The sequence below is a fragment of the Pseudomonas sp. FP2309 genome, from assembly GCF_030687575.1.
Classification (GTDB): domain Bacteria; phylum Pseudomonadota; class Gammaproteobacteria; order Pseudomonadales; family Pseudomonadaceae; genus Aquipseudomonas.
Genome location: NZ_CP117439.1, coordinates 781320 through 803861, shown reverse-complemented (window position 1 = coordinate 803861; position 22542 = coordinate 781320). Strand labels below are relative to the sequence as shown.

The window sequence follows — 22542 nt, the reverse complement described above, 5'->3', positions numbered from 1 at the left end:
AGTAAGTTGAAGGTTTTTTCCATTTGGCATAGCCAGTGCTAAAGGGGTTCTCGTCGAAAACTTTTCGACAGTGTCTACCCTGAGGAAAACACCGTGAATATCCCTATTGATGCTTTAGCGCACCTTGTTGGCGGCTCGCCTCAATTCATGCTCGAACTGACGGACGACCAACAAAAAAAGCTCCGCCGCTTTATTCACAAACGCGTGCTTAACCACGAGGATGCAGACGACATCCTGCAACTGACGTACCTGGAGGCATGGCGTAACAGGGAACGTTTCAGTGGCCAGGCCGCCCTCAGCACCTGGATGTGCGGCATCGCGCAAAACCTGATCCGCAACCACTTCAGACGCCTGTATGCCAAGCCGGTGCATTGCGAATTCGACGAGTCGCTGTGGCACGGCCAGGAAGAAAACAAAAACCTGGACTGGGAGTTCGAAATCAACCGCCGCCTGGAAAATACCCTGAGCGCCATTGACCACCTACCTGCGGAAATGCGCAAAACGCTGTACGCCTCACTGGAAACCGATGGCAGCTACCAGGACACTGCCGACGTGCTGGACATCCCCATAGGCACCGTTCGCTCACGCCTGTCGCGGGCACGCGAACAACTCAAGCGTGTCACTCACAACTCGATATACCCATAAGCAAAACCAAGTGTTGGGCGGCAGGGATATTGCCCAACTCGATCACGACTTTTGCGTACGCGGCTGCGAGACCGCAGCGACCCGAAGCCCCCCCCCGGCAATCATCCTCATATTGCCCGCCCCCACGCCTGCGCGCAGACCATCGACTGCCTGCCTCCATGCATCTCTCGTGACGACGGGTTCAACCCCTGAGGCGAGCGAGTAAGCTCGCGTTGGGCTATGCAGCCCCCAAAAACCGGCGTTTTCGGTTAAACAGTTGAAAGCGCAGATAAAAATTAAAAATAAACGCTTGACGCATTCCCGTTCTGCGCGAATAATGCGCGCCACTTGGCTACATAGCTCAGTTGGTTAGAGCATAGCATTCATAATGCTGGGGTCCGGGGTTCAAGTCCCTGTGTAGCCACCAAGTACTAAAAACGGCTTACCGAAAGGTAGGCCGTTTTTTTATGTCCGCAAAAAAGTCATCCCCCAGCGTTGCTCCAGACTGCTGTTAGTATCCCCCACTCCCCAACACTCAAAGGACTCAGTGTTCGATGCCCCGCCCCCACCTGATCGCCACCCTCGCACTCTGCGCACTGCCTCTCTTGGTACACGCGAATGAAGGTAAAAGCCCGATCGAAGGCGCCACGCTGGCCAGCATCGCGCTCCCCTTCCTGACGGTTTTCGCCACGCTGGGCACTACCAGCCATCCCGTCGAGATGCTCAAGTCCGCCAAAAGCGACGCGCTGGCCTTTGTCGGCTCGGACGGCGACATCCGCACCGCGCACTTTGAACTGGCCGTACGCACGTATCACACGGCCTACCCGGCGCCGCACATGAGTGACATGCAATTGGCCCAGGCGATTGCGGTGACGCATTGACAGATCCGCTCAAAAGCAAGGTGGCAAGCGTCGCGGCCAGTTACGCTGCGCGCTCAAGGGCGACCGGGTGATTATTTACCGCAAGGCGGTGCTGTTCCTCAAAGGCACGATTTACCTGTAAAAAAACAGTCCCCGGCCCAACAGATCATTCTCAAAACGAACGGAGTTCAGCGCGTGTTTTCGATTTCCCGCCGGCAGTGGTCGGTCATAGCCACAGCCCTCGTCCTAACGGCCTGCCACTCCCCGGTCAGCGAACAACCACCGGCACCGGAGCTGGGTTCAGGCTATCGCACGGACCTCACCACGCAACATGCCGAACGCCACATGGCCGCTGCCGCCAACCCACTGGCAGCCGAGGCCGGGCGTGAAATGTTGCGTCAAGGCGGCTCGGCCATTGATGCGGCGATTGCCATGCAGGCGGTACTGACCCTGGTGGAGCCGCAATCGTCCGGTATCGGTGGCGGCGCGTTCATCATGCTGTGGGACGGCAAAAAAGTGCATGCCTATGACGGTCGCGAAACCGCACCGGCCGGGGCGACCGAGCGGTTGTTCCTGAAACCCGACGGCACGCCGATGGCCTTCACCGATGCGCAGATTGGCGGGCGCTCGGTGGGCACACCCGGCGTGCTGCGAGCGTTGCAAATGGCCCACAAGAAGAGCGGCCGCCTGCAATGGGCCAAACTGTTTGAACCGGCGATCCGCCTGTCCGAGCAGGGTTTTGCGGTTTCTCCACGCTTGCACAGCCTGATTGCGGCGGACCGCTTTATTCCCAAGTCACCCGAAATGGCAGCCTACTTCCTGAATGCCGATGGCACGCCCAAAGCCACGGGCACGCTGTTGAAAAACCCGGCGCTGGCGGCCGTATTCAAACGCATCGCCAAGGAGGGGCCGGACGCGCTGTATCAGGGCCCGATTGCCGATGAAATCGCACGCAAGGTGCAGGGCCATCGCAATGCGGGCAGCCTGTCCCAAACGGACCTTAAGGGGTACGTCGCCAAGGAGCGCGAGCCGCTGTGCACCGATTACAAACGCTGGAGAGTCTGCGGCATGCCGCCACCGTCGTCGGGAGGCATTGCGGTTGCGCAGATCCTCGGCACGTTGCAGGCGCTGGAAGGCCGTGACCCGCGTCTGGCCATCGCCCCGATGACGCCGATCAAAAGCGCCTCAGTTGCCGGCCTGGAACCGGTGCCCGAAGCCGTGCACCTGATCGCCGAAGCCGGTCGCCTGGCCTTTGCCGACCGTGCGCTGTATGTGGCCGATACGGACTTTACGCCAGTGCCGGTGGCCGGCCTTGTGGCGCCAGATTACCTGGCCAGGCGCGCCTCGCTGATCGGCGAGCGCAGCATGGGCGTCGCAAAGCCGGGCCAACCTGCGGGCATTCAAGTGGCCTACGCGCCCGACCGTTCGCCGCTGCGCATCTCCACCTCGCAAGTGGTGGCGGTGGATGATTTGGGTGGCGCGGTGTCGATGACCACCACGGTGGAGGCTGCGTTCGGTTCACATGTGATGGTGCAAGGCTTTTTGCTGAACAACCAGATGACCGACTTTTCCTTTATCCCCGAAGAAAATGGCCAGCCGGTGGCCAACCGCGTGCAACCGGGCAAACGCCCGCGCTCGTCGATGGCGCCCACGTTGGTGTTCGACCGCCAGAGCGGTGAATTGCTGGCCACGTTAGGCTCGCCGGGCGGCTCGCAGATCATTGAGTACGTGAGCAAATCCCTGGTGGCGATGCTGGACTGGAACCTCGACCCGCAAGCCGCCATCAGCCTGCCCAACTTCGGTAGCCGCAATGGCGCGACCGAATTGGAAGCCGGCCTGTTCAGCCCAGGGTTGAAACAGGCGCTCAGGGACAAGGGTCACCGGCTCAGCGACATTGATATGACCAGCGGAATTCAGGCGATTGTTCGCACGCCAAATGCTCAGGGCAACGTGACGCTGAGCGGCGGTGCGGACCCTCGACGTGAAGGCGAAGCGCTCGGCGACTGAGCACTTGCAGAGGGCGCCAGGGCCGATCAGCGACTGATCTTCAGGCCCTTGCGCCCCGCATGCCGCTGCAGCGCCAGTTCGATCAAACGGCTGACCAACTCGCTGTAGCTCATTCCCGCCGCCTGCCACAACTTGGGGTACATGCTGATACGGGTAAAACCGGGCAGTGAGTTGATCTCGTTGATCAGTACTTCACCGTCATCGGTCAGGAACACGTCGACCCGCGCCAGACCTGCACACCCGAGCACCTCAAACGCCTCAATGGCCAACTGGCGAATCCGCTCGCTGGCCTCATGGCTGATAGCCGCCGGCACCACCACTTGAGCCGCCTGTTCGTCGATGTACTTGCTGTCGTAGGAATAGAAGCCGCTGCTCACCACGATCTCGCCGCAACCGCTGGCGATGGGGTCTTCATTGCCCAGCACCGCGCATTCAATTTCCCGGCCGCGCACGGCGGACTCCACCAGCACTTTTTTATCGAAGCCCAACGCCAGCTCAACGGCGGCGTGGTATTCAGCCTCGTTTTCGACCTTGCTGACACCCACCGAAGACCCCTGGTTGGCCGGTTTGACGAACATCGGCAGGCCAAGGGTGTTCACGGCAGCTTCAAAGGGGGTGCGCGCGGCGTTGCGGCGGGTCAGCGTGATGAACGGCGTGACGCCAATGCCTGCATCGCGCAGCAGGCGTTTGCTGACATCTTTGTCCATGCACACCGCCGAGCCGAGCACGTCGGAGCCGACGAAAGGCAAATCCGCCATGCGCAGCAAGCCTTGCAGGCAGCCGTCTTCGCCGAGCGTGCCGTGGACGATAGGGAAGATCACATCGATATGTTCCAGCACGCCCTGGCTGGAGGTTTCCACCACTTGCCGGTTGGCCTTGCCGGGCACGACTGCCAATTCGCGGTTGGACTGATTAAGGGCAATGAGCGCCGGGTTTTCCTGGTTGATCAGGAAGTTCGAGGTGTCGTTGAGGTGCCAGTGGCCGGCCTTGTCGATGCCGATCAGGATCGGCTCGAAGCGCGAACGGTCCAGCGCATCGACGATATTGCGCGCCGATTGCAGCGAGACTTCGTGTTCGGCCGAACGGCCACCAAAAATAATACCGACGCGCACCTTGCTCATGACCCGACCTCACTATTGAACGTAAGGCTTCTTACCACGGCCCCTCAGCGATTCGCCACCAGATGTGCGCCGAACAGCACATAGCAAGTGCCGGCAAAGCGGTCGATCCACTTGCGCGAACGGCTGTAAAGGTTGGCCATGCGCTGGCTGGAAAACACCAGCGCCACGCAGGCATACCAACTGAACGACAACGTGGCCATGGTGATCACGGCCAGGGTCAGCAACATCGGCGAAGGCGACAGCGGCATGGTGGACGCAAAGACGGTGGCGACGAACAACGCCGCCTTGGGATTCGACAGGTTGCCCAGTAACCCCAGGCGCCAGGCAGAGAACAGCGAACGCCGGGGCTCATCCGGCAACAGGCCTTGGCTCATGGCGGGGGCCGAGCGCTTGAACAGCTTCAAGCCCAGGTAAATCAGGTAGCAACCGCCGATGATTTTGAACGCCAGGTACAACATCGGCGCGGCGGTAAACAGCGACTTGATGCCCAGGCCCGCCGCCAGTCCCCACATGATGGTGCCAATGGCCGCGCCCGCTGAGGCCATCACGCCATGGCGGCGCGAACAGCTCGCAGCCAGTTGCGCCGTGTTGAAAAAGTTGGGCCCGGGCGTGACCACCGCGACGCTCCAGAGCAGGGCCAGGGAGACCAGCGGCGCCACATAGGCGGGGTTGAATAGTTGCATGGGGCTGCTCCATCAGGGCCAGGCACGAGCCAGGATAATAGGCCTCGCCCACCGCCTGCACAATCGTACAAGACCCCGGCAGACAAGGCCTGCAGACTGGGTTAACGTGTTTCCACTTCTTTTTGTGACAAGTCACCATGGGCAACCTGACCCACACCCTCGACTGGCTGCACCGCGCGCCCCATACCAGTGGCGTGGACCGTATCGAAGCGTACTTTTCCGGTTTCGCCTTCGATCCGCATCGCCACGACACCTACGCCATCGGGCGCACTTTGTTCGGCGTGCAGAGCTTTCACTACCGCGGCGCCATGACCCACAGCCTGCCCGGCGCGACCATGGTGATTCATCCGGATGAGACCCACGACGGCCATGCCGGCAGCGAGGAAGGCTTCAAGTACCGGATGATCTACGTCGAACCGGCGTTGATCCAGCAGATCCTCGGCGGTAAGCCGCTGCCGTTTATCCCCGCCGGTCTGTCCACCGACCCGAGGCTGTTTCGCGCCAGTGAAGTGCTGCTGCAAAGCCTGGATTGCCCCATCGACCCGTTGCAGGAACAGGACGCCATGTTCGACCTGGCCCAGGCGCTCAGTGATGCCTCGGGAGCGATCATCACCCGCAAGACCTTCGATTACGTCGCCGCCGAACGCGCCCGGGAATTTATCCACAGCGCCCTGGGCCGCAGCATCACCCTCGACGAAATGGCCAACCATGCAGGTCGCGACCGCTGGGCCCTGTCGCGGGATTTTCGTGTGCTGTTCGGCACCAGCCCCTACCGCTACCTGACCATGCGCCGGCTGGACCTGGTGCGAAGCCTGTTGGCTCAGGGTGTGTCATTGGTGGATGCGGCGATGACCGCCGGCTTCACCGACCAGAGCCACATGACCCGGCAATTTCGCAGCACTTACGGCATGCCACCGTCGCGCTGGGTGAAGATGCTCGGGCGCTGAGTGGCCAAGCCGAACGACCATCCTCCTGCAAACTTGCGCGGGCCAGGCTTAGAGTTGACGCCCGACCAGCGGCTGGCCGATGGTGAGAAAATTGCCGCCGGCGACATGGTGCAAGGTGCGCAACTCATCGTGGCCTTCGAAATGCCAGTGACCTTCGCTGAACACGCGCTCGTCGGCATAGGCCGCGACCACTTCGCCCAGGAACAGGTCATAGGTGTGCTGGTTGTGAGGCTCGGGCAGCAGGCGGCATTCCAGCCAGGCGACACACCCCTCCAGCAACGGCGCGTCGGTGTGTTCCCCGTTGAAGGTATGCAGGTCATAAGTAGCGAATTTGTCGATTTCGGCACCGCCCGTGTTGCCCACCGTTTGCACCACATCTGCCTGGGCGGCGCAGGGCACCTGGAGCACGAAGGTCCCGGCGCCTTCGAGCAGTTGGCGGGTCCAGGTGGCCTTGTCCAGCACCACCGCGACCTTCGGCGGTTCGAAGTCCAGCGGCATGGCCCACGCGGCGGCCATGATGTTGCGCCGGCCATCATGTGCCGTGCTCACTAATACAGTGGGGCCGTGATTGAGCAAGCGGTAGGCCTTGGACAGTGGAACGGGGCGGCAGTGGGCAGGGCGCATGGAGTGGCTGCTCGTCAATGAAAAAACCTACGATACCTCAAGCACGCGCCCTTCGGGCTCAGGTATGCTTTTCGAGCAGGAAACAAAAAGAAACAATTTCCTAAAATCTGTTCGATAAGGAGTCCCGCTTGGAGTTATCGACTGCTGCATGGGTAGTTCAAGACACCCGCCTTATGGGCTGCGTACTGCTGGCCATCGCCAGCATCATCGTGCTGATCAGCGCGACCAAGCTACCGCCGTTTCTGTCGATCCTGATTGGCACGTTTATCGCCGGTGTGGGCGCGGGGCTGCCCCCGGAAGAAGTGGCCAGGGCCTTCAGCAAGGGCGCCGGGGCGATCCTGGGTGAAGCAGGGATCATCATCGCTCTGGGCGCGATGCTGGGTGCGCTGATGGCCGAATCCGGCGCGGCCGATCGCATTGCCACGACCTTGCTCGGGCTCGGTAAGGGCAAGTTACTGCCGTGGGTGATGGCGCTGGTGGCAATGGTGATCGGCCTGCCGCTGTTCTTCGAAGTGGGCCTGGTGATGATGGTGCCGATCATCTTTGTGATGGCCAAACGGTCGAACCAACCGCTGCTGAAAATTGCCATTCCGGCCCTGGCGGGCATGACCACCCTGCACGCCTTGATGCCGCCGCACCCTGGACCGTTGATTGCGGTCGGCGCACTGCACGCCGACCTGGGCCTGACCATGTTGCTGGGCTTTTGCCTGGCGGTGCCGGCGGTGATTCTCGCGGGGCCGATCTATGGCAATTGGCTGTCCAAACGCTTGCACGTGGATGAACCGGCGGACATCGGCGCACTGTTCAGCGCCCCGCCAAAGGCCCCTCGCCAGCCGAGCTTTGGCGTGTCGCTGCTGATCATTCTGTTGCCAGTGATTTTGATGCTCGGCAGCACCTTGGCCAAAGTCGCGCTGCCTTCGCAAAGCACGGTCGGCCACACGTTGAAATTTCTCGGCGAACCACTGATCGCCCTCGGCCTGGCCGTGATCGCCGCAGTGGCCTGTCTGGGATGGGCCGCCGGCATGCCGCGCGCCGATGTCGGCAATACGCTGCGCAAAGCCCTCGCCCCCATTGCCGTGCTGCTGCTGACGATCGGCGCCGGCGGTGGCCTCAAGCAAACCCTGCTGGATGCCGGCGTCAGCCAGACCATCAGCAAGGTCGCCGAAGGCGCCCACATGCCCTACCTGCTGCTGGCCTGGCTGATCGCCGTGGCGTTGCGCCAGGCCACCGGTTCGGCAACGGTCGCCACGACCACGACGGCGGGTATTCTCGCGCCGATGATGGCGGGTTTGGCGGCCACGCAAAGCTCACTGGTGGCACTGGCGATTGGCGCCGGCTCGGTGTTCTTCTGTCATGTCAACGACGCCGGGTTCTGGATGGTGCGTGAATACTTTGGCTTGCAGCTCAAACATACCATCTGGGTCTGGTCGGTGTTGCAAACGATTGTGTCGATCGTCGGTTTGGTGGGGACGTTGCTGCTCTGGCACTTCCTGACCTGACGAGGACTAGGTCGCCAAGGTGTGGCGCTTACCAAACAGCGCCACACTCCCCACCCCAACTGCGCCCATCACCACGCAGTAGCCCACACAGATCCACGGGCTGGTCGGCATCAGCGCAATCAGCATCAGCGGCGTGGTGCTCGCCCACAGCGCATAGGCGATGTTGTAGGTGAAGGAAATCCCCGACACCCGCACCGGCGCAGGAAACAGCCCGACCATCACCGACGGCACCGCGCCCACCACGCCGCAACTCAGTCCCGCCACGGCGTACGCCGCGCCCAGCCACACGCCACCATTGATCAGGCTGGCATACAGCAGCGCTATCCCCATGGGCAGCAACAGGCTGTAGACCTGTACCGCGCGCCACGCGCCGATACGGTCCACCAGCAGACCGGCGAGGACGCAGCCAATGTTCAGGAAGACAATGCCCAAGGCGCTCAGGGCGAAGGTGTCGCTGGGGCTCATGCCGAAGGTTTTTTGCATCATGGTCGGGGTGATCACAACGAGCACCACCACGGCGGACGTGAGCACGCAGGTGAGGATCATGGCCGGCAGCAGCACCGCGCGGTGGTCGCGCAGTACCGTGCGCAGCGGCAGTTCGGCGGCGGCCTGGCGGCGCGCCTGCATCTCGAGGAACACTGGGGTTTCGCTGAGCCAGCGACGCAGCCATACGCCGATAACGCCGAACACACCGCCCAGCAGGAAGGGCAAGCGCCAGGCGTAATCGAGAATTTCGGCCGGGGTGAAGACTTGCGCGAGCAGCGTGGCGGTCAGCGCCCCCAACAGGTAGCCGAAAGTCAGGCCGGCTTGCAGGAAGCCCAGGGCATAACCGCGGTGATGACGTGGGGCATGCTCGGCGACAAACGTCCAGGCGCTGGGCACTTCGCCGCCCACCGCCGCGCCTTGCAGCACGCGCAGCACCAGCAGGATCAACGGTGCGAAATAGCCGATTTGCGCGTAGGTCGGCATGATGCCGATCAGCAGGCACGGCAGCGCCATCATCAGGATGCTCAGGCTGAACACGCGCTTGCGTCCCAGGTGGTCGGCAAAATGCGCCATCAGGATGCCGCCCAGCGGGCGCGCCAGGTAGCCGGTGACAAAGATGCCGAAGCTTTGCAGCAGGCGCAGCCACTCAGGCATTTGCGGCGGGAAGAACAGTTGGCTGAGGGTCAGCGCAAAAAACACGAAGATAATGAAGTCGTAGATTTCCAGGGCGCCGCCCAGAGCGGCCAGGCCCAGGGTTTTGTAGTCGGAGCGGGAAAAGCGCTGCGCCTGTGGGGAAAAGGTGGCAGTCATGTGCAAGCTCGGCAGACAGACAAAATGGCGTGCAGGTTATGAGCTGAGCCGGGGGATGGCAATCGCTGCAGATATATTTGTTTTCCTCATGGATCGATGAAAATAACTGCATTCCCATATCAATCCCCGAGGAGGAACATGCGCGAAAACTGCCGCCCCCCCTAATAAATACAAGAGGTACGACTCGTGGCCGATGCTATCGAAGAAAGCCGCTATGCCCGATTTGCCCTGCGCTGCTCCAACTTCGCCGAGCGTTGGTTCCCTGACTCCTGGGTGTTCGCCGCCCTTGCGGTGATCATTGTCGCTGTGGCGACCCTGGGCATGGGCGCAGCCCCCACCGAGGCAGCCAAGGCGTTTGGCGATGGGTTTTGGAGCCTGATCCCGTTCACCATGCAGATGGCCTTTGTGGTGATCGGCGGTTACGTGGTCGCCAGTTCGCCACCGGCGGTGAGGCTGATTGACCGCCTGGCACGTATCCCAAAAAACGGCCGCTCGGCCGTCGCGTGGGTGGCGTTGATTTCCATGGTCGCCTCCTTGCTCAACTGGGGCCTGTCCCTGGTGTTTGGCGGCTTGCTGGTAAGGGCACTGGCCCGTCGTACGGATTTGCGCATGGATTACCGCGCGGCCGGCGCCGCGGCTTATCTGGGGCTGGGCGCCGTATGGGCGCTGGGGCTGTCGTCGTCCGCCGCGCAATTGCAGGCCAACCCGGCCAGCTTGCCTGCATCGATTTTGTCGATCACCGGGATGATCCCGTTTACCGAAACCATCTTCCTGTGGCAATCAGGCGTGCTGTTGCTGGCGCTGATCGTGGTGTCGCTGATTATCGCCTATGCCACCGCGCCCGGCCCCAACAGCGCGCGTGATGCCAAGGCCTGCGGGGTCGATCCGGCCTTCAACCTGCCAAAACTGCAAGCACCGAGCCGCCCTGGAGAATGGCTGGAGCACAGCCCGTTGCTGACGATTTTGTTGGCGCTGCTGGCGGCCGGCTGGCTGTTCCATGAGTTCTCGACCAAGCCGGCGATCAGCGCCATCTCGGGGCTCAATACCTATAACTTCCTGTTCATCATGGTCGGCGCGCTGCTGCACTGGCGCCCGCGCAGTTTCCTGGATGCCGTGGCCCGCGCGGTGCCCACCACCACCGGCGTGCTGATCCAGTTCCCGCTGTACGGCTCGATCGCCGCGCTGATGACCGTGGTCAAGGGCGGCGACGGCCAGACCCTGGCGCACCATATCTCGACCTTCTTCACCTCCATCGCCTCCCATGACACCTACGCGTTGCTGATGGGGGTGTACTCAGCGGTGCTGGGCTTCTTTATCCCGTCGGGCGGCGGCAAGTGGATCATCGAGGCGCCTTACGTGATGCAGGTGGCCAACGACCTGCAATACCACCTGGGCTGGTCGGTGCAGATCTACAACGCAGCCGAGGCACTGCCCAACCTGATCAACCCGTTCTATATGCTGCCGTTGCTGGGAGTGTTGGGGCTCAAGGCACGGGACCTGATCGGCTTCTCGTTTGTGCAGTTGCTGGTGCACACGCCGCTGGTGCTGTTTTTGTTGTGGGCACTGGGGACGACGCTGAAGTACCTACCGCCCGTGATGCCTTAGAAGCAGCGAAAAGCCGCAGGGTGTCGGCTTCAAGCGTGCCGCTTGAAGCTTGCGACCTGCGGCTGCCTTAATTCCGTCACATTGCATTGCTACCGTCCTGCGAAATATCTTGCAACATATCGCCAAGGACTCCGCCGCAATGAGTGATAAGCCCGAAGACCGCCCTTCCGCCGACTCCATCACCCCGCCACCGGTAGACAGCAGCCGCCGGCGCTTCCTGGGCGGCGCGGCGGTGCTGGGGGTGGGCGCGACGTTAAGCGCTTGCGGCAATCCCAGCCAGACGCCGGGCAAACCGGAGCCGCGGGCACTCACCCCGCAAGAGCTGGATAAAGCCTTGCGCGACCAGGTGAAAACCGTGGTGGTGATCTACGCCGAGAACCGCAGCTTCAACAATTTGTTTGCAGACTTTCCGGGCGTCGAGAAACCGCTGTCGGCGTTGTCCGCTGCCGAGACTCAGCAACGCGACCGCGATGGCAGCGTCTTGCCAGCCCTGCCGCCGGCCTGGGGCGGCGTGCTGCAAGTCGGCCCGCAAACGGTGGATGGCGTGACCTACGCCAGCGAAGTGCAATTTCAAGACAACTTGCCCAACGCCCCCTACGCCCTCAAAGGCCCGAATGGCGAAGACCTGCCTCTGAGTCTGGTCACCCGTGACCTGTGGCACGTGTTCTATCAGAACCAAATGCAGATCAATGGCGGCAAGAACGACGGTTTTGTCGCCTGGGCGGACGCCGGTGGCTTGGTGATGGGGCATTACGCCCAGAGCCGCTATGCCCTGCGCCTGTGGGACGTGGCCAAGGAATTCGTGCTCTGCGATAACTTCTTTCAGGGTGCGTTCGGCGGCTCGTTTCTTAACCATCAATACCTGATCAGCGCCACCGCGCCGGTGTATCCGAATGCCGCGCAGTCAGTGGCCAAGGCGCAGATCGCCACGCTGCAAAGCGATGACCCGACCGACACACGCCTCAAGCCCCTGGGCACATCCCCGGCCAGCGCCATGAGCGGCCCACCGCAGTTCGGCCCCAGCGCGCTGACCCCGGACGGTTACGCCGTAAACACCCTGGCCCCGCCCTACTGGCCGACCTGGATCCGCGACCCGCAAAACCCGGATTACGCCAAGGCCGACCTGCCCAACGTGCTGGTGCCGCAGACCCACGAACACATCGGCGACAAGCTGTCGAAGAAAAACGTCGACTGGGCCTGGTACGCCGGCGCCTGGCAGGCGACGCTGGAGCAGTTCAAGGACTCGGGCGGCATCCCAAAGATCCCGAACTTCCAGTACCACCACCAGCCGTTCAATTACTTCAAGCAACAGGGTCCCGAGAACCGCACGGAGCGCGACAAACGCTTGCGTGATGGCGGCTTGGGCGATGAGTCCAGCACCAATAAATTCTTTGCCGATGCCCAGGCGGGCAAGTTGCCGGCCGTGACCTTCTACAAGCCTCAGGGCAACCTGAACATGCACGCCGGTTATGCCGATGTGGCCTCGGGCGATCGCCACATCGCCCGCGCCTTGAAGGTGCTGCAAGAAAGCCCGCAATGGAAAAATATGGTGGTGCTGGTCACGGTCGACGAAAACGGCGGTTGGTGGGACCACGTAGCGCCCCCTAAAGGTGATCGCTGGGGCCCAGGTTCGCGCGTGCCTGCGCTGGTGGTGTCGCCGTTTGTGCGCAAAGGCATGGTGGACCACACGGTGTATGACACCGCGTCGATCCTGCGCTTTATCACCCGAGTCTTTCAGCTTGAAACCCTGGACGGCCTCAAGCAGCGCGATGACGCGATGATCGCCCGCGGCCAGCAACCCATGGGCGATTTGAGCAATGCATTGCAGTTCAACGTGTAGGACGCTTATCCAATAGCGACATGCCTGGCGATTTCGCACGCGTTTTTCCTGGTCAACCGCTACTGTGTGCCAGTGGCTTTCAACCCGCGCAGACGGGCTTTCGCTGACAAGGAATTAACTATGTTCAAACCGACCAAGCTGTCCCTGGCCCTGGCCGCGCTGATGACCAGCGCGGTCGTACAGGCCGACCTCGAGGTGCCGCTGGGCAGCACGCAACGTGTCACCCAGCTGTTCGCTTACCCCAATAATTGCAACGTGATTTGCTTTCGGCCATGGACGCTGGAGCAGACCGCTGAGCACTATCTGAACCAGAGCCTGCAGCGTGACGGTTACAGCCGGGCCAAGGTCAGCGTCAAGCGCCACGACGACCAGGTAACGGCGACCTTCAGCGGCGTGCCGGACAGTTATGGTCACCCCCTGACAACGCTACTCAATACCGCCGACCTGGCTTATCAGGGCGCCAGCAAGCTCAACAGCGACGGGAAATGGGCCTTCAACTGGTACCTGTTCTTGCCGTTGGGCATGGCGCTGGAGAACCGCAAAAGCATTGAGTTGATGCACTTTCCGCCGGACTACTCACTGACCCAGGCCCAGGACTATCTGGAGTCGAAAACCACGGATCGCTGGGCCGACTTGCTCACCACCAACGGCGTGCCGGCCACCGAAACCCCGGCTTACCAGACCATGATCGACATCGCGCCGATTGCTGCGCCCGCTACCGCGGGTAAAGACCTGGAAGGCGTCTACAGCTATTTCACCGATTACCAGACGCGCATGGTCAAGGAGTTGAGCCTGCTGCCCAACGGCTCCCTGCCTATGGTCGCGTTCGGCGCGCCGGTCCGTAACTGGATCAAGCAGCAATACGGGCAGTCCGTGGCGGTGCTCGGGCTGGCACAGATCAGCCCGGCCGAGGGCAGGCGTGTTTCGGTACTGGGCTCCAACCACCCCAGCTACATCTGGTATGCAGCAGACCCAGAGAGCTATGGCGGCGACGAGCAGAAGGCCGACGAGGCCGGGTTGAAGGTCATGGGCCAGGACTTGAGTGCGGCCTGCTGGCAGGCCGGGATGGGCCAGAAACCGGCGAGCGACCCCAATGTATTGCTCAAGGCCTGCATGAATACTTGGCAGGTCACGCGCAAGGAACAAACCTGTGAGCTGTTCTACACCTCGGTGCGCAATCTGAGCGCCGAACAGGCCAACGCCAAATGCGCCACACCGACGATCAAAACTCAGTTGAAGCAGTTGAAGAGCGCCGCGCCAGCCCCTGCCATCATGGCTCCGGTACTGTAGGCGCACAAAACCCGGTCGGTTTCTACTGTCATATATGACAGTAGAAATCCCATCACACTTGATGCGAGCCTTGAGCTGTACCCATCCGCTGCAAGACTGGAAGTCAGCCATCACCCGCAGGTCGATGCAGCCTACCAAGGAGAGTTATGAAAACTCAGGCCATGGATAAGGCTAAGAACGCTGTGAGTGAATGCCTTTACCCGTTCCAGCTCGGCTCGGGCTACCCCACCACACAACAGTTTGCGTTGGTGCAAACGCCAGACGGCAAGGGCGCCGGCATCCAGGCACGCGTCGCGTTTGACAGCCGCGTGCGTATCGCCAAGGTGTCTGGCTACGCCCTGAGTGAGCGGCGCTTGCACACCTTGCAACTGTCGTCACGCATCCACTTGTATGATTGTTGGTTCAGCGGGATGTTCTTGCATTCCTGCACCCCTAACGTGTTCCTCGACCTGCATTACCTGGAAGTCTGGACGCTGCGCGAAATATGCGTCGGTGACCTGTTGACGATGGATTACGCCAACACCGAGGACGTGCTGTTCCGGCAGTTCGCTTGCCAATGTGGCGAGCTGAACTGCCGAGGGTGGATCACCGGCAGCCAGGAGCCTTTGAACGCCGAAGGGCAGGCGTTCATCGCCCAGTGGCGGCTGCGCAAACGCCCTTAGGCTTCGCCCAACGGGCGCAGGCGGTACTGCGGCGGCAACTGTTCGAACCCACTGATGGTGGTGTTCAAACTTTTCCAGCGGCCATCCTTGATGCCGTAGATGCAGCCATGGATCGACAGGTTCTGCCCCCGGTGCCAGGCGTTTTGCACAATGCTGGTATGACCGACGTTGGCCACCTGCTGAATCACGTTCAGTTCGCACATGCGGTCCACGCGCTCCTCTTCAGTGGGCAGTTGGGCCAGCACGTCACGGTTTTCGTAGTACAGGTCGCGGATGGTGCGCAGCCAGCCATCGATCAGGCCGAACTGGCGATCCTGCATCGAAGCACGCACACCGCCGCAGCCGTAGTGGCCGGTGACGAGGATGTGCTTAACCTTGAGCACGTCGACCGCGTACTGGATCACCGACAGGCAGTTAAGGTCAGTGTGCAGCACCACGTTGGCCACGTTGCGGTGCACGAACAAGTCACCGGGCAGCATGCCGACGATCTCGTTGGCCGGAACGCGCGCGTCGGAGCAACCGATCCACAGGTATTCCGGGGTTTGCTGGCGGGCGAGCTTGGCGAAGAATTCGGGATCTTCCTGTTTGATCGCATCCGCCCAGCGTTCGTTGTTATCAAGCAGGTCTTGTAATTCGTTCATCAGGGAAAGCCTCAGGAATGATGCGCAGGTGTGTGACTGTCGCGCCTTCGTCCAGGTCACGCCGAGCGTTAATTAGCTTGAATCTTTGGGTCGCCGTGCCTGTCCACACACTATAAGCCCCACAGTATGAGGATTGGCCATGACTGAATCACGACGTCCCTACGGTGCCGAACAGCCCGAACCGATCGATGACAACGAGGACCGCATGGGCTCGATGCGCGAGCTGGACTTTGACGAGCCCGACCAGACTGCGGAAATCGGCGATGAACTGCCGCGACGCGAGCGCGACCATCTGATGCCCGACGAGCGGGTGCGTGAGGCCGGGCTGACGGGCGCCTCGACCGATGATCATGAGTCGACCGACGACGATATGAGCCCGGAAACGCTCATCCATGAGGACGGCGCGCGGGATGCGCGGGAGGAAGGTGAGGAAAACGCCGCGGACTACGACTTGCGCGTTGTCGGTGAAAACGATATTGGCGGCGGCAATGGGTTGGATGAGGCGGAGTTGGCTGATCTGGATCCACTCAACGGCAAGCGCTGACACTACGTGCTTCCAGTGTGGCGAGGACAAGTGCCCGCCACATCGGTTCTGTGTGGTTAATCGACGAGCGTGCAGGCCATGACGACCGCATCTTCGCGACCACCGACTGCCGGGTAATAATCCCGGCGACGGCCAATCTCGTTGAAACCGTAGCGCTCGTAAAGGCGGAACGCGCCCGTATTGCTGTCGCGCACTTCCAGGAAGCACTCGCGGGCATTGGCGGCATACGCCCGGGACATCAGATGCTCCAGCAGCGCCAGGCCCAGGCCACGGCCCTGATTTTCCGGTTTGACGGTGATGTTCAGCAAATGCGCTTCGTCGAGGATGATCTGCACCACGCCGTGGCCGACTTGCTGCTCGCCTTCGAACATCAGCCAGATCTGGTACTTGCCCAGCCCGTCCAGGAAGATGCCGCGGGTCCAGGGGTGACTGAACGCCGCGTATTCGATTTTCAGCACGGCGTCGAGGTCGGCCTCGGTCATCGGGCGGAAGGATAAAGCCTCACTCATCGGTTGTTTTCCAGCGCGCCATCAGCCGGCGCATGGCTTGCCAGACATCAGCCTTACGCTGTGGCTCTTCCATTAATAGTTCCAGACCCGGCAGGGCCCATACCGAACCCAGGCCTTCGACCTGAAGTTCGCGGTACCAGGCTTCGGCGTTGGCTTCGCCTGCAAACCGCACGGCGGGCAGGCCGATAAGCCACAGGCACACACAGGGTTCGTCTTCCAGGCGTGCCGAGACAAAACCCTGGACAAAATCACGCGCCGCTTCCGGGCCCTGGTCCATGGTGCCGCGCACCAGTAACGGCCAGCGCACCGGGTCACCGACGATTTGCGGGCTGTCGGGCAGGCCGGCGGCGCGCAGCATGTCTTTGAGTAACATGTAGGCCGGATCGCGGGTCTGGAAGCGCTCGCCGGTGGGCAGTTCCACCAGCAGCAGGCAACGCCCGGCCCGCAGCAATTGCAAGGCAAAGCGCGGCGGTGGCACCACCACGGCCTTGGCCACCGGGGCCGCGACTTCGGCGGCGACAGGCTTGGCCATGGGCGTCGGGCGCGGGACTTCAACCTTGACCCGCTCGACCGCCGCACGCACCTGGGGCTCAGGCTTGACCACCGCCACCGGAGCAGCCGCTTCCTCGCCCGAGGTCTCGAACGCCTCATAGGGCTCAAGCGCCTCCAACAGCTCAGGCCGCGAGGGCGCGGCGAAGGGCAGTTCGGTGCGGGGCAACCAGTTGACCACCTGCATGGCGGCCAAGTAAGCGCGGCGTCGGGACTCGATAAGCACAGCTCGGTCACTTGTGGATAAGTTAAGAGCGGGGATTCTACCGCTGTTCGGTAACAATCGCCCACTGCGCACTGACCGGCTGTGGATAAATCCCGCGCCTGATGCAGTACAATCGCGACTTTTAATCGCCAACCAGCCGGCCATTCCCATGATCGAACCCAAGCGCGTCCTGCGCGCCCTCGCCGAACACTGGGCCTTACTTGAGCCACTGTGCGAACACTTCGACCAAGGCACCCTGAGCCTTGGCGAGCTGCGCGCTCAATTGGCCGCCCAACAATTGGACAGCACGCCCCAGGACATCACCAGCCTGTTGGACGTGTGGATTCGCCTGGATATCCTGGTACCTGTGGCCAAGAGCCCGAATCGTTTCGAGCTCAATGCGCAGATCCACGACTTCCTGGCCTATCTTCGCAAGGAGCACCGGCTTGGCCTGTGCCTGGAAATCGAAGCCTACCTGCGCCACCTCGAGCGTCTGGCCGGCTATATCCAGGACGCCTTCGACATCCGTGATGGCCACGACCTGGCCCGCCAACTGCGCCTGCTGGATATGCGCGTGCGGGATGTGCTGAAAAAGCTCGCCAACGACGAACAGGCCCTCGTGGCGGTGGCCGACCGGGCCAAGACCAGCGACCGGCAGATCCCGTTGCGCCAGCGTTACGCCGAAGTCCTTGCGACCTGGGACGAATACGTCGAACCGATGATTCAACTGGTGAACGCCGACGGCGCCTTCGAACAAGGCGTGCGCAAGGTCGAAAACGTGCTGCTGCGCCTGCTCACCGAGCAACAGCGCCTCGGCCACCTGGTGGACGACGATATGCTGCTGCGCACACACGCGCGCATCCTCGAGATGCAGACCAGCGCCCAACTGACCTTGCGTCATGCGCGCGAACTGCTGCTGCCGTTGCGTGAAGAAGCGCGTCGGCACAACGCCGTGACCCGTGGCGCGGCGCTGGCCCTGTCGGCCATCCGCCGCAAAGGCCTGGACGCGGTGCCGCAGGCGGCGATGCCGATGTTCACCCGGCCGCAAAGCACGTTCCTCGGCAGTGCCAGTCAGGTCGAGGCCTATGTGTATGCCCTGGCCAACTTCGAGCCCAAGCCGGCACGTTTCCCCAAGGCGCATAAATCCCACAAGGGCGAAGCCCAGCGTGCACCGCGTACGGTCAAGGAAATGCTCGAACGCTGCGAGGACGCCTTGCCGATGCCGGACCTGATGACCTGGCTGCTGGAGCAGGAACCGGACGGCGCCACCGACGAATTGCTGTACTGGTTCTCGCGCCTCTCGCGGGAAAAACGCTTTAAGCGCGAACGCCTGGAACGCCGCGATTACCTCACACACGAGCATCAGGTCAGCCTGCGCTCATTCGCCCTGCTCCCGGCCAAGTCTGACGTGGCCGAGCACTCTGCGAGTACACCCAATGCATCTTGATCTATCCGAACTGTCCCAACTGGCGCCGATCTTTCGCGAGCTGTTCAAGGGTTACCACGTCAGCCGCCGCGACCCGGAGCTGTACGCGCAACTGTCGAACTTCCAGGACCAGTACCGCACGCTGTTCAAGGCCCTGGGCTTTGAGCTGGTGTGCGACACGCGGGGTTTCTACTATTTCGTGCCGGATTCGGCCATCGCCAGCGCGCAGGTGAACAAAACCGCGCAACGCCTGGCGCTCTTCACCTTCATCATCGTCGAGCACCTGGCCGACCAGGGTCGCGACCCGATCGCCGTGCTTGACGGTGGCAGCCTGGGCCGCGATGAGTTGCCATCGCTGCTGGATAAATACCGCGACCTGTTTATCCAGGCCGAAGTACAGACCCAGGAAGAACTCGAAGAAAAAATCATGCGCCGTATGACCCAACTGGGTTTTGCCAGCGAAGACAACGGCATCTATCGCTTCCTCCCGCCGATGCACCGCTTCCTCGACGTGTGCCTGTCGGTGCAGCAGGACCGCGACCTGGCGGCCAGCGTGCACAGCGTGCTGCCACTGCCGGCACCGGTGATCATCGACGAAGACAGCGATGAAAAACTGCTGAAGACCGATGACCCGCTGGACCTGAGTGACTTTGCCGACGAAAGCGAAGAAGACGCCCTGGCTCGCGCCATTGCCGAAGAACAGGAGACCGATGCATGAGTCAGGAACGCTACGGCATCCGCCGCTTCGCCCTATTGAACACCGCCGGTTACAGCCTGGGCCTGTTCCCGCTGGAAGAACCACTGTCGGTGTATGGCGCCAACAACCTGGGTAAATCCGCGTCGATCAACGCCTTGCAGTTTCCGATTCTGGCGCGCATGTCGGACATGAGTTTCGGCAAGTACACCCTGGAACAATCGCGACGCTTCTACTTCGCCACCGACACCAGCTACATCCTGGTAGAAGTCTCCCTGCCCCACGGCCCCCACGTCATCGGCGTGGTCGGGCGCGGGCCAGGCGGCGGTTTCGGTCACCAGTTCTTTGCCTACGCCGGCAAACTCGACCTGGCTCACTACCAGAAAAACGACACCTGCCTGCGTCAGAAAGAGCTGTTCACCAACCTTGAGCGCGAGGGCCTGAAAGCCTACGAACTCAAGCCCGACGAGCTGCGCCGCTTGCTGGTGGGCGGCCACACATCGATCCCGCTGGACCTGACGCTGATCCCGCTGCGCTCCACCAGCGAACAGAGCCTGAAGACCTTCCGCGCGCTGTTCATCAACCTGCTGCACATGCGTGAAATCACGGCGGCCAAGCTCAAGCAACTGTTCCTGGATGCGTTCGAACACAGCCTGCGTTCGGGCAGCGTGGATTACATTGCAGCGTGCGAAGAAGCCTTCCGCGATGTACGACGCATGGAGCAGGACTACAACTCCCTGGTCGCCGCCGGCCCGCTGGTCGAAGCCCTGGCCAACGGCGTCAGGCAGCGCGACATCTTGCGCGGCAAATTGCATCGCCTGTCGCCACTGCTGGACTCATTGCTCGGCACCTGGTCGGACTACGCCAGTGCGCGCAAGGAAGAACTGACCGTCCAGGCCGAGCACTACCGCAACGAGCAGGACGCGCTGCAGAACGACCAGCGTGGCGGAACCCAGGAGCTGATGCGCCTGGAGCGTGAAATCAGTGGCATCCAGCGTTGGTTGGGCGAGCTGTCGGTGCTCAAGCATCGCTTTGCCCTGGTCGATGACGTCAAGGTGCTGGAGCAGCAACTGCTCGCGGCCAAGGATGCTCACGATGAACTGGCGGGCGCTTTGGCGCAGTCGCGCCAGTTCAGCGCCGAGGACCTGGACGAGCGTCTGCGCGATCTGGAAAAACGCCTGAAGTCGGTCAAGCAGCAACTGGATCACGCGGACAACAACAGCTACGCCAAACTGCGCGAAGAGTTTTCGCAACAGGATGTCGAGCGCCTGATGCGCTTGTTCAACAGCTCGTTGTTCAGCCTGCCGTTGGGCGAGCATGGCATCACGCTGGACGAGGACGGTCAGTGGGTAAAATCCCTGGAGCATATCCTCGATGGCTTCAAGGGTGAGCGCTTTGAAGTGCCGGGGCTGTCCATCGACATCTCCCACATCGAGCCGCCAGCGTTGCAAGCCTTGGCGGACCGCGCCGCGTTGCGCGACCAAAAGGAACGCCTGGAAAAAGAACTCAAGCAGCTCAAGACGCAGCAGGCCGTCGCCTCCGACCGCGCGGCGAGCAAGACCCAGACCGAAGCGCTGTACCAGCAGGTGCTGGACGCGCAGAAGGCTCTGGAAGATTTCCGCCGCGCGCAAACCCTGAGCGCGGAAGAAGGCGAGAAACTGGAAAACCTGGCGCAGATGGAGGCGGCGCAGGATGAGTTGAAACGCTCCAGCGATGCCTTCACCGAGCGCGTCCAGCAGCTGTCGGCCAAGCTGCAACTGGTCGGTCGCCAGATCGCTGATATGGAAGCCAAGCAACGCACGCTGGATGACGCCTTGCGCCGTCGTCAGCTGCTGCCGGCAGACCTGCCGTTCGGCACGCCGTTCATGGACCCGGTCGACGATTCCATGGACAACCTGCTGCCGCTGCTCAATGACTATCAGGACAGTTGGCAGGGCTTGCTGCGCGCCGATGGCCAGATCGAAGCGCTGTACGCCCAGGTGCGCCTCAAGGGTGTGGCCAAGTTCGACAGCGAGGATGACGTTGAGCGTCGCCTGCAACTGCTGATCAACGCCTATGCACACCGCACTGATGAGGCACTGACGCTCGGCAAGGCACGCCGCGCGGCTGTCACCGATATCGCGCGCACCTTGCGCAATATCCGCAGCGACTACGACAGCCTGGAACACCAGTTGGCGTTGTTCAACCGCGAGATCAACAAACGTCAGGTGTCCAACCTGCAGAGCTTCCGTATCGTGCTGGCTCCAAACAAGGAAGCCCTCAGGCATATCGACCAGATCATCCACAGTGCCGGTCAGTATGAAGAAGGCGAAACCCTGTCGGTGTTTGACTTAAGCCAAAGCGCCGAGCAAGACAACAAGAACGAGGAAGCCAAGGAGTACCTCGCCCGCCTGGTGGCCGCCAACCATAACCAACTGGGCCTCAAGGACCTGTTCGAGTTGGCCTTCGAGATCACCAAGGTGCATGGCCAGCCGGTGATTCACACGGACATCGATGGTGCAGCGTCCAACGGCACCACCATGACCATCAAGGCGCTGACCAACATGTATTTGTTGCTGCACTTGATGGACCGCGACCAGGCCGGGCGCGTACGTTTGCCGTATTACCTCGACGAGGCGGCGGACATCGATGAGAAGAACCAGGCTGCGTTGCTGGAAACCAGCTTGCAGCTAGGCTTTGTGCCGATTCTGGCGAGCGTGAAGCCGCAAGTGTCCGCCCAAGTGGCGATCGACCTCGAAGGCGGCAGTGGGCCGAACGGCATCTATATCGATGAGGCGGACTGGAAGTACATCCGTCGTCGCGATGTCGTAAAAGCTACCGTGAATGTGCAGGCGGATGAGCCGGAACTCGATGAGGTCTGAGTTTTTTCTCTGAAACGCAAAAGGCCGCGATCCTATGGATCGCGGCCTTTTTTGT

The 22542-nt window shown here is 61.7% G+C and carries 20 protein-coding genes, 1 tRNA gene and 1 pseudogene; 15 read left to right on the top strand and 7 right to left on the bottom strand.

Features of this window, described 5'->3' with window-relative positions; all coding sequences use genetic code 11:
- Positions 1 to 93: 93 nt before the first annotated feature.
- From PSH59_RS03480 to ggt, 5 genes and pseudogenes are all read left to right on the top strand, one after another.
- Positions 94 to 645: an RNA polymerase sigma factor gene (locus PSH59_RS03480; RefSeq protein ID WP_248075024.1), complete on the top strand. Its 552-nt coding sequence runs from the start codon at positions 94 to 96 to the stop codon at positions 643 to 645.
- A gap of 329 nt (positions 646 to 974) precedes the next feature.
- Positions 975 to 1051, top strand: a tRNA-Met gene (locus PSH59_RS03475).
- A 127-nt stretch (positions 1052 to 1178) separates the two neighbouring features.
- The gene (locus tag PSH59_RS03470; protein WP_248075023.1) at positions 1179 to 1505 is read left to right on the top strand and encodes a DUF2388 domain-containing protein; all 327 of its coding nucleotides are present in this window, start codon (positions 1179 to 1181) and stop codon (positions 1503 to 1505) included.
- Positions 1506 to 1518: 13 nt separating this feature from the next.
- Positions 1519 to 1626 (top strand): annotated as a pseudogene (locus PSH59_RS26220) (isomerase); the annotation flags it as partial.
- Positions 1627 to 1679: 53 nt separating this feature from the next.
- Positions 1680 to 3491, top strand: a complete 1812-nt coding sequence (ggt, locus tag PSH59_RS03465; RefSeq protein ID WP_305394318.1) for a gamma-glutamyltransferase — start codon at positions 1680 to 1682, stop codon at positions 3489 to 3491.
- Positions 3492 to 3517: 26 nt separating this feature from the next.
- On the opposite strand, the gene ddlA is transcribed toward ggt, so the two are convergent.
- Both ddlA and PSH59_RS03455 read right to left on the bottom strand, forming a co-directional pair.
- Positions 3518 to 4612, bottom strand: coding sequence for a D-alanine--D-alanine ligase (ddlA, locus tag PSH59_RS03460; protein ID WP_305394317.1), 1095 nt, complete (start codon positions 4610 to 4612; stop codon positions 3518 to 3520).
- 44 nt (positions 4613 to 4656) lie between these two features.
- Entirely contained in the window at positions 4657 to 5295 is a 639-nt protein-coding gene (locus PSH59_RS03455; protein ID WP_305394316.1) for a LysE family transporter, read from the bottom strand.
- 137 nt (positions 5296 to 5432) lie between these two features.
- Between PSH59_RS03455 and PSH59_RS03450 the strand changes: the two genes are divergently transcribed.
- A complete protein-coding gene (locus PSH59_RS03450) occupies positions 5433 to 6242 on the top strand; it encodes an AraC family transcriptional regulator (RefSeq protein ID WP_305394315.1) in 810 nt (269 codons plus the stop codon).
- A gap of 48 nt (positions 6243 to 6290) precedes the next feature.
- Here the strand turns inward: PSH59_RS03450 and PSH59_RS03445 are convergent, their stop codons facing one another.
- Positions 6291 to 6866, bottom strand: coding sequence for a flavin reductase family protein (locus PSH59_RS03445; protein ID WP_305394314.1), 576 nt, complete (start codon positions 6864 to 6866; stop codon positions 6291 to 6293).
- A gap of 128 nt (positions 6867 to 6994) precedes the next feature.
- Between PSH59_RS03445 and PSH59_RS03440 the strand changes: the two genes are divergently transcribed.
- Positions 6995 to 8365: a gluconate:H+ symporter gene (locus tag PSH59_RS03440; RefSeq protein ID WP_305394313.1), complete on the top strand. Its 1371-nt coding sequence runs from the start codon at positions 6995 to 6997 to the stop codon at positions 8363 to 8365.
- A gap of 6 nt (positions 8366 to 8371) precedes the next feature.
- On the opposite strand, the gene PSH59_RS03435 is transcribed toward PSH59_RS03440, so the two are convergent.
- The gene (locus PSH59_RS03435) at positions 8372 to 9661 is read right to left on the bottom strand and encodes an MFS transporter (RefSeq protein WP_305394312.1); all 1290 of its coding nucleotides are present in this window, start codon (positions 9659 to 9661) and stop codon (positions 8372 to 8374) included.
- Between the two features lie 186 nt (positions 9662 to 9847).
- Here PSH59_RS03435 and PSH59_RS03430 point away from each other — a divergent pair, with 186 nt between their 5' ends.
- From PSH59_RS03430 to PSH59_RS03415, 4 genes are all read left to right on the top strand, one after another.
- Positions 9848 to 11266, top strand: coding sequence for a short-chain fatty acid transporter (locus PSH59_RS03430; RefSeq protein ID WP_248075007.1), 1419 nt, complete (start codon positions 9848 to 9850; stop codon positions 11264 to 11266).
- 139 nt (positions 11267 to 11405) lie between these two features.
- Complete coding sequence (gene acpA / locus PSH59_RS03425; RefSeq protein WP_305394311.1) at positions 11406 to 13106, top strand: acid phosphatase; 1701 nt, start codon at positions 11406 to 11408, stop codon at positions 13104 to 13106.
- 120 nt (positions 13107 to 13226) lie between these two features.
- Entirely contained in the window at positions 13227 to 14396 is a 1170-nt protein-coding gene (locus tag PSH59_RS03420) for a hypothetical protein (protein ID WP_248075004.1), read from the top strand.
- A gap of 146 nt (positions 14397 to 14542) precedes the next feature.
- Entirely contained in the window at positions 14543 to 15058 is a 516-nt protein-coding gene (locus tag PSH59_RS03415) for an SET domain-containing protein-lysine N-methyltransferase (protein WP_248075002.1), read from the top strand.
- Here PSH59_RS03415 and can read toward each other — a convergent pair.
- Positions 15055 to 15699, bottom strand: a complete 645-nt coding sequence (gene can / locus PSH59_RS03410) for a carbonate dehydratase (RefSeq protein ID WP_159958797.1) — start codon at positions 15697 to 15699, stop codon at positions 15055 to 15057. The genes PSH59_RS03415 and can overlap by 4 nt on opposite strands.
- Before the next feature lie 139 nt (positions 15700 to 15838).
- Here can and PSH59_RS03405 point away from each other — a divergent pair, with 139 nt between their 5' ends.
- A complete protein-coding gene (locus PSH59_RS03405) occupies positions 15839 to 16243 on the top strand; it encodes a serine kinase/phosphatase (RefSeq protein WP_248075000.1) in 405 nt (134 codons plus the stop codon).
- A 56-nt stretch (positions 16244 to 16299) separates the two neighbouring features.
- Here the strand turns inward: PSH59_RS03405 and rimI are convergent, their stop codons facing one another.
- Positions 16300 to 16752, bottom strand: coding sequence for a ribosomal protein S18-alanine N-acetyltransferase (rimI, locus tag PSH59_RS03400; RefSeq protein WP_003188286.1), 453 nt, complete (start codon positions 16750 to 16752; stop codon positions 16300 to 16302).
- Positions 16745 to 17488 (bottom strand): energy transducer TonB, encoded by a 744-nt coding sequence (locus PSH59_RS03395; protein ID WP_305395266.1) that lies wholly within the window; start codon positions 17486 to 17488, stop codon positions 16745 to 16747. Before PSH59_RS03395 ends, rimI begins: the two co-directional genes overlap by 8 nt.
- A gap of 187 nt (positions 17489 to 17675) precedes the next feature.
- On the opposite strand from PSH59_RS03395, the gene mksB reads away from it, so the two are divergent.
- The 3 genes from mksB to mksF are packed head-to-tail and all read left to right on the top strand — an operon-like array spanning position 17676 to position 22487.
- The gene (gene mksB / locus PSH59_RS03390) at positions 17676 to 18953 is read left to right on the top strand and encodes an Mks condensin complex protein MksB (protein WP_248074999.1); all 1278 of its coding nucleotides are present in this window, start codon (positions 17676 to 17678) and stop codon (positions 18951 to 18953) included.
- Positions 18943 to 19650 carry an Mks condensin complex protein MksE gene (gene mksE / locus PSH59_RS03385; RefSeq protein ID WP_248074997.1) on the top strand — a complete coding sequence of 236 codons (708 nt, stop codon included), beginning with the start codon at positions 18943 to 18945 and terminating at the stop codon, positions 19648 to 19650. The genes mksB and mksE overlap by 11 nt, the downstream gene beginning before the upstream one ends.
- Positions 19647 to 22487, top strand: a complete 2841-nt coding sequence (gene mksF / locus PSH59_RS03380; protein ID WP_305394310.1) for an Mks condensin complex protein MksF — start codon at positions 19647 to 19649, stop codon at positions 22485 to 22487. Before mksE ends, mksF begins: the two co-directional genes overlap by 4 nt.
- The last annotated feature ends 55 nt before the right edge of the window (positions 22488 to 22542 follow it).